This window comes from Gelidibacter maritimus, from assembly GCF_014062315.1.
Taxonomy (GTDB): Bacteria; Bacteroidota; Bacteroidia; order Flavobacteriales; family Flavobacteriaceae; genus Gelidibacter; species Gelidibacter maritimus.
Genome location: NZ_JACGLT010000034.1, coordinates 1 through 6995 on the forward strand (window position 1 = coordinate 1; position 6995 = coordinate 6995).

Below are 6995 nucleotides of genomic sequence, written 5' to 3' on the forward strand. Positions count from 1 at the left end.
AATAACTAAGCATTCGTGTGGTCGGTACGACCCAACATGAATGCCGTGTTGACTGAACCGGTGTTGGTCGGTTTGCCTACTATGGGGATTGATTGGATTTAAGATGGGTTTTTAATAGTTGATTTTTTTGTTTGGGAGTATTTGCTTGCTTTATTATTGAAGATTAGAAGTGCAAGATTGGTTTTGCAGTTCCTCTTCGCTTCTTTTCAACGTTTTTCACTCAGTTTCCTTCATTTTTGACCATAGATATCCTGTTGCGCGTGACTTGCGCTTTTTTTTATATAGGTCGTTTTATTTGATTATTGATCTGCTCCAGCCAGTGCCCTGGTGGTCCACGGGCGGTAAAAGTTGCAACGGTAACAAGGTTTCCCTTTTTGCATATTGGACATTTTCGGTGCATCAATGGCCCTGTCTCCCCAAGCTTTGGCATTCCCAGGTCTTTCTGGAGCTGCGGGATCACAGTTCTTTTGTAATAACTGCTCAAAATACCATAATGCCTGATCCGTGTAAATCCCTTGGGCAGGACATGTAGTGCGAAGCGCCTGATGAATTCGGCATCGGGCAGCGCAAGCACAGATTTCTTGCCCCCGTGCCGATAATCCTTTACCATGAACCGTACGTTTCCGCCTTCCAGACCTTTTATCCGATGGTTACTGATGGCAATCTTATGGGTATAGCGGCCCAAGTATTCCACTACCTGTGAAGGCCCCAAGAACGGACGCTTGCAATAGACCACCCAATGATGTTGGAACAGGCTTTGGTAAAAAGAGGGAGGTTGTTGCTTCCCCAGCGCTTTACGCAATCCGGCCACAAATCGAGCCCTGAAGACCTTACTCATTGCCTTTACAGGGAACAGATACTTTCCCTTACTCTTGGCAGGTTTCCATTTGCCCGATCTGGCAATGCCACCCCCGGGAACTATACAGTGCAGGTGCGGGTGCAGCGAAAGGTTCTGCCCCCAAGTGTGCAGGATGGCGACCATTCCCATCCGGCCGCCCAAAAACTTGGGATTGCCACCAAAATCCCGGATAATGCCCCAAGCTGTTTTGAACAGAAGACCGTACGCCAACTTTGGTTCGTACAGACATAACCGGTTCAGCTCCGCAGGTATGGTAAACACTACATGGAAGTAGGGAACCTTCAACAGATCTGCCTCCCTGGCGCGGATCCATTCCTCTTTTTTATGGCCCTGGCACTTCGGACAGTGACGGTTGCGACAACTGTTATAACTAAGGTGCAACCTACCGCAGGTTGGATTCTCACAACGATCGATGTGACCGCCCAAGGCCGAGGTCCGACATTTGCGCAACGCGTGCAGGGTACGTTCTTGCCAGCTATTGGCACAATGAGCGGCAAGGTGCTCCCTGTTTCGCTCCAGGATATGGGCTACTTCATGGACAGGCTTGGACATCCCTATTGGCCATAAAGCCTGTCCAGCGGACTGAACGGCCTTTGCCTGCCCGATTGTGCCACATGGAGGTAGATAAGGGTGGTCTGGATATCTGCATGTCCCAAAAGATCCTTTACGCTCATAATGTCCAGACCCATTTCCAGCAAGTGGGTGGCATAGCTGTGCCGCAGGATATGGGCGGTGATCTCCTTTTGGATGCCACTGTGCCTGCGAGCCTCGCGGACGATCCACTGAACGCCCTGGGAAGAGATCCGGCTCGGTCTGCCTGATTTGTCATTGCCCGTAAAACACCACGTATCCGGGTTTTCTGCCAGGAAGTATCTCTGTAGGCCGCGGACCTGCATTTTGGACAGGGGAACATAACGATCCTTGCGCCCTTTCCCCTGGCGCACGTGCAGCATCATCCTATCAAAATCCAAGTCCTTGCGCTGTAGGTTGCACAGTTCAAAATTGCGAAGTCCACAGCCATAGAGCATGGCCAGGACCAAGCGGTGCTTGAGCAGTTTAGGGGTCTTCAACAGTTGTTTTATCTCTCTTTGGTTCAATACCACCGGGAGTGTCTTGGGACGTTCAATGGAAGGAAGAACCACACGCATCTCGTTCATCCCAAAGAGGCGATAGGCATAGCGAAGCCCGTAGACGGTGTGCTTGAAAAAACTGTCGGATGGCGTCTTGTGCTGCGACTTTAAAACGTGTAGATAGTCCAAGATCTGTTCTTCATCCAGGGCAAGTGGACTACAGTTAAAATGGAGGGCAAGGTGCGCCAGGCAGCGCGCATAGTTGGTAAGGGTACTCTGGCTCTTGCCGGCCAGCTCAACGGAACGCTTTAATTTTTGGTAGAGTTTTGCAAACTCTGGAACGGAAATACAGGCCCTTTCAATGAGGGTGTCGTTTTTTTTTCATAATATTGAGTATTACATTAAACCTTGATCCTAAAGGTAGTGAATCGTGATGGAAACGTCTCGTGAAGCTACCTTTAGGTTTAGTTCAACAATGTGTATAAGCAATGGCTTGTCCTCGCCTACTTGGAAAATCCTGCGGATTTTCCAATGGTAAGTACTTGTTTGCAATTGTCCGTGACGTACCACGCCACTGCCCATACACGAAACGTTGGCAGTAATTCCCCTCTTTACGGATAAAAAATTAATCTCTTTAAGCTAACGTTTTAATGAGAATACAAAATGAAAATACTAAAAACACAAAATACTAATTATTAATTTCCAGAACATTACAAAAGGTTAGTCAGAATTTAAAATGAAACGAAGAATATCAAGAAATATCAGAATATATAAATACCTATTTCTTACAATTGGAATCCTACTGATTTTACCAACTGCGAATTATTTTAGAAAAAATAACATTGATTTAAAAAGCATAATTCCGCTATTGATTTTTCTGATAATTTGTTTCGGACTTTACTACTTATTTGACAAAGCGAAAACTATAGAATTTGACAATGATTTTATTTATGTAATAGGAAAATCTGAAAAAGAAAAAATACCATTAAAAAATGTTTATAAAGTAAAGCTGACAATGATTGAGCTAAATAATTTGAATATTTGGAAAATTGACTATCTTAATAATGACGGAATAAAGAAAACTGTCAGAATATTACCAAGATTTTTTAATAAGCATTTTAAGGAATTTAAAGACCTTGTGAAAAACGCGAATAAAGATGTGATAATTCAGAATTGGTCTCACTCATTTGACATTGACCAATAAAAACTACTGCCAACACCGTGTAAAAATAATTGCTTGGTTCTCGCCTACTTGGAAATTCCTGTGGAATTTCCACAGGCTCGGTCAATTTTTGTTGTTTTAGGTGTTTATCCCACGCAACTATTCTTACACATAAACGTTACACAACATTATGAAAAAAACATTGCTACTAACATTTATAATCGGATTTGTATTGACTTCTTGCCAAGAGGAACAAAGCGGATTTGAAATTACAGCTAATATTAAAGGTCTATCAGAAAACGCAAAAGTGGTATTATCTGAAACTGAAAGCCAAAAGATTTTAGATAGTGCATTTGTGAAAAATGATAGTTTTAAATTTAAAGGGTATCTTGATAATACACCGATAGAAATAAGCATTGTTATTTTACCAACAGATAATAATGGTCAAGCAAAGTATACCTCAATCTTTATGGGTAACGAAATCATCGAGATAACAGGATTGTCAGAGGAATTTTCTTCAAATCTCAAAATTAGAGGTTCAGAATTTAATAAACTCAAAATTGATTTAGCGGAGAAATCAAAACCAGCCAATGCCGAATATGACCAAAACTTTGAAAAAATGATTAGCATTAGGAAAGATGGCAATTGGAATGATAGTTTGCAAAATGCATATTGGGGGAAAAACGGAATTTTCGATAACATTGACAATCAACTGTTGAAAATCAAAAAAGAGTTTGTCGAAAAAAACCTTAACACTCACTTTGGTTTAAGACAATTATATAGGTTGAGAGAAGATGTTCCAAATGAATATTTGAAAAGTCAATTCCAAAAAGTTAAACCAGATTTAAAAAATACGGAGTACGCAAAATCACTTCAAATTTATTTAGATAGCGAGCCATTAAAAGAAAACGACGCGTTTTATAATTTTAAGGCAGAAAATCAAAATGGCGAAATTGTAGAATTCGCGAATTATTTTAATGACAATCGCTATGTACTGCTTGAATTTTACTCACCTCATTGTGGTTGGTGTAAAATGGCACTTCCAGAAATTAAGGAATTAGCAGAAAGCAAGAAAGACAGCTTAAAGGTAATTACATTTAATGTTGACAAAGACAAAAATGATTGGTTGAAAACAAACAAATCAAATAATATTTCTTGGGAAAGTCTTTGGGATGAAAATGGAAGATATAGCGAAACATTTGTAAAATACAGAGTTGCAGGCACACCGACTTATTATCTATTTGACAACAAAGGAAAAATCGTGAAAAAATGGACTGGTTTTGATAAGAAAACTACGGTAGAAAACATTAAACAGCGGATAAAATAACGTTGTGTAACAATATGTATAAGCAATGGCTTGTCCTCGCATACTTGGAAAATCCTGCGGATTTTCCAATGGCAAGTACCTGTTTGCAATTGTCCGTGACGAACCACGCCACTGCTCATACACGTAACGTTGTGCACAAGCTAAAAAAAACGACCAAGGAACTAAATGACGACAGAAAAACGATATGAGCTTTTAAAGGGACTTCCACCATATGGACCGATGTATATTCCAATTTCGGGTGACGAAGAACCATTTTACTCTGAAGGATATGTCGTGAAATTCAAGAAATCTGACGGAGAAGAATGGGTCGCCAATTTCAGACCAGGTTGGACTGACTATAACAACATCTTCGACTTTCCAGAACACAATATAATTGTCGTTTTCGCAGGTGGACAAGGGTACATAATGAACCCAGACGAACAGAAACCCAAAATGACTTTCGGACTGACAATCAAAGACGTAATACAAAAAGAAGATGGAAGCTTGATTTGCTCTGACGACATCTACATTTTGATGCTTGACAATAAAACAGGTGAAATTTGGAAAAGCGACAGAGTTTCGTGGGACGGAATTAAAGACTTGAAACTCGTTGACAATAAAATAAGTGGACAAACTTATGACCCGACAAATGATGACCAACCTTGGTCTGAATTTGAACTCGACCTCGAAACGAAGGAAATAAAGGGCGGTTCATTTCAAGAATTCCTCGACAGGAACGAACATCTTGAAGTCCAAGAAAACGGAATGTTAAGAGAGAAAACTCATACCGATAAAAAACCTTGGTGGAAGATTTGGTAGATAAAAATGAAAAAAGCCAGTGCACAACAATGTATAAGCGTAATGCGGGCTGAACGGCTAAAATTGAGCATTTTTGCTCCTAATAAATTTTGCGATGGGCGGACAGTGAATTGCTTCGAAAACCCGCACTACGCTTATACTTGGCCGTTAGCGGTAAGCTAAAAAAAATCGTTCTGAAAATTAAGCATTTTCGAAAATTTAAAAGTCATCTATCCATTTGCCAAAAAATTATTATCTTGATGAAAATATTTGTGCTATGAAAACAATAGAAATTAAAAAGAAACTAATCAACGAGATTAATTTATCTAAAAATAAAAATCTACTTGAGGAGTTTTATCATTTCTTAAATCTTGAAAACGAAATTCAAGAAACTTACAAACTCAATGCGGAACAAAATTCTGCAATTGCCGAGGCTCGTGAACAAATTAAAAATGGCGACTATTTAACAAATGAACAAGCGAACCAAGAGATTGACGAATGGTTAAACAAATAGTTTGGTCCAGAAGAGCTCAAACCGACAGAAAATACATTCTCAAATACTGGAACAAGAGAAACCAATCTACACTTTAAAGTCGAAAATTAAACGGACTTTTCAAAGAGGCTGTTAAATTGATTGCGGATTATCCTGAAATTGGAAAACCAACGGATGATAAAAATGCACGAATAAAAATCGTTAAGGATTATCTCATTATTTATGAGGTTGACGAAAAAGACCGCTTGTTAATCCTGACAATTTGGGATAGCTGACAAAACCCAAAAAAGTTGGAAAGGATATTACGTAGAAAGCCTACCGCTAACAATGTATAAAAAAAATAGGGCAAATAAGTGCTAAACCCAGTGTTTCAGGCATATTTACGAGGTCGCCAAATCTTTTGATTTGGCTTTTGGATAATAATATAAAACAAAATGCAATAGATTTGGCTTGGGGATAATCCGAAAGGTAATTGCTTATTTACAGCCCTACTTCTTTTATACTAAACGTTGGCAAACAGTTGAGCAGAACCTAAAAAAAGCGGAACTAATTCGAAAAAAAAATTGGTTTTTAAGATTGAAAACAGAAAACGTAATTGAAAAGCACAACGCTGAATTTATCAGTATTGCGGAAAAACTTAAATTCCCTGAAATCCAATGTTAAGTCGCTAAAAAACTGAAATTCTGTGATTGCCAAAAGTCAGGCTGAAAATCAGAACCGACAAAGAGTACGGCGAAATCCAATCTGACAGATAAAAACCTTCCGAACCAAATTGAAATTTTTTTTTGGTTTTTAAGTGCAAAATCGAAAGTTTGTGTTTCTCGATCCAATCTGATCGAAAAACATTAATAAAAGTTGAATGCGGAAAACCATAACAGTAATTAATCGGAATTGACTAAATTGAACTTTTCAACAATAATACGTCGGAAAAAACACTCGAACGAAAAAAGAATAAAACCGATTTGCCAACACCGTGTACAAGCCATTGCTCAAACCCATCCAATTCACAAAATTCTTGCGAATTTTGAAACTTTGGATAAACTTAGAATATTTGGTTAATAAATACGCAACAGCTCGTACACATAAACGTTAGTACACAGCTGAAAAAAGCCTGAAAAACCAGTACTAAATCAAATTTTTTTTTGGTTTTTTAAGAACATAAATTAGAAAATCAAAAAAGTACAATGAGAATTTACCACCGTTACGAATTATAAACCTTCTTGAGATCCAATGTTAAGTCGCCTAAAATCCGAAAATCAGTGAATGCCAAAGGTCAGGCTGAATAACAGAACCGACAAACAGTACGT

General features: G+C 39.0%; 6 protein-coding genes and 1 pseudogene. 5 read left to right on the forward strand and 2 right to left on the reverse strand.

What is annotated here, in order from left to right; translation table 11 throughout:
- Positions 1-277 precede the first annotated feature (277 nt).
- Both H3Z82_RS19185 and H3Z82_RS19190 read right to left on the reverse strand, forming a co-directional pair.
- On the reverse strand, positions 278-1411 hold the full coding sequence (locus H3Z82_RS19185) for an IS91 family transposase (RefSeq protein WP_182202983.1): 1134 nt from the start codon (positions 1409-1411) through the stop codon (positions 278-280).
- Positions 1412-1413: 2 nt separating this feature from the next.
- Complete coding sequence (locus H3Z82_RS19190) at positions 1414-2292, reverse strand: tyrosine-type recombinase/integrase (RefSeq protein WP_317172476.1); 879 nt, start codon at positions 2290-2292, stop codon at positions 1414-1416.
- A 373-nt stretch (positions 2293-2665) separates the two neighbouring features.
- On the opposite strand from H3Z82_RS19190, the gene H3Z82_RS19195 reads away from it, so the two are divergent.
- From H3Z82_RS19195 to H3Z82_RS19870, 5 genes and pseudogenes are all read left to right on the forward strand, one after another.
- Complete coding sequence (locus H3Z82_RS19195) at positions 2666-3133, forward strand: hypothetical protein (protein WP_182207088.1); 468 nt, start codon at positions 2666-2668, stop codon at positions 3131-3133.
- Between the two features lie 148 nt (positions 3134-3281).
- Entirely contained in the window at positions 3282-4418 is a 1137-nt protein-coding gene (locus tag H3Z82_RS19200; protein ID WP_182207089.1) for a redoxin domain-containing protein, read from the forward strand.
- 165 nt (positions 4419-4583) lie between these two features.
- Entirely contained in the window at positions 4584-5216 is a 633-nt protein-coding gene (locus H3Z82_RS19205; RefSeq protein WP_182207090.1) for a hypothetical protein, read from the forward strand.
- Positions 5217-5472: 256 nt separating this feature from the next.
- Positions 5473-5709, forward strand: coding sequence for a hypothetical protein (locus H3Z82_RS19210; RefSeq protein WP_182207091.1), 237 nt, complete (start codon positions 5473-5475; stop codon positions 5707-5709).
- Positions 5710-5810: 101 nt separating this feature from the next.
- Positions 5811-5963: pseudogene (locus H3Z82_RS19870) on the forward strand (type II toxin-antitoxin system RelE/ParE family toxin); the annotation flags it as partial.
- Positions 5964-6995: the final 1032 nt, after the last annotated feature.

Coding starts and splice junctions, on each gene's coding strand:
- H3Z82_RS19205 (WP_182207090.1), top strand. CDS start 4,584: ATGACGACAGAAAAACGATATGAGCTTTTAAAGGGACTTCCACCATAT.
- H3Z82_RS19185 (WP_182202983.1), bottom strand. CDS start 1,411: ATGTCCAAGCCTGTCCATGAAGTAGCCCATATCCTGGAGCGAAACAGG.
- H3Z82_RS19200 (WP_182207089.1), top strand. CDS start 3,282: ATGAAAAAAACATTGCTACTAACATTTATAATCGGATTTGTATTGACT.
- H3Z82_RS19210 (WP_182207091.1), top strand. CDS start 5,473: ATGAAAACAATAGAAATTAAAAAGAAACTAATCAACGAGATTAATTTA.
- H3Z82_RS19195 (WP_182207088.1), top strand. CDS start 2,666: ATGAAACGAAGAATATCAAGAAATATCAGAATATATAAATACCTATTT.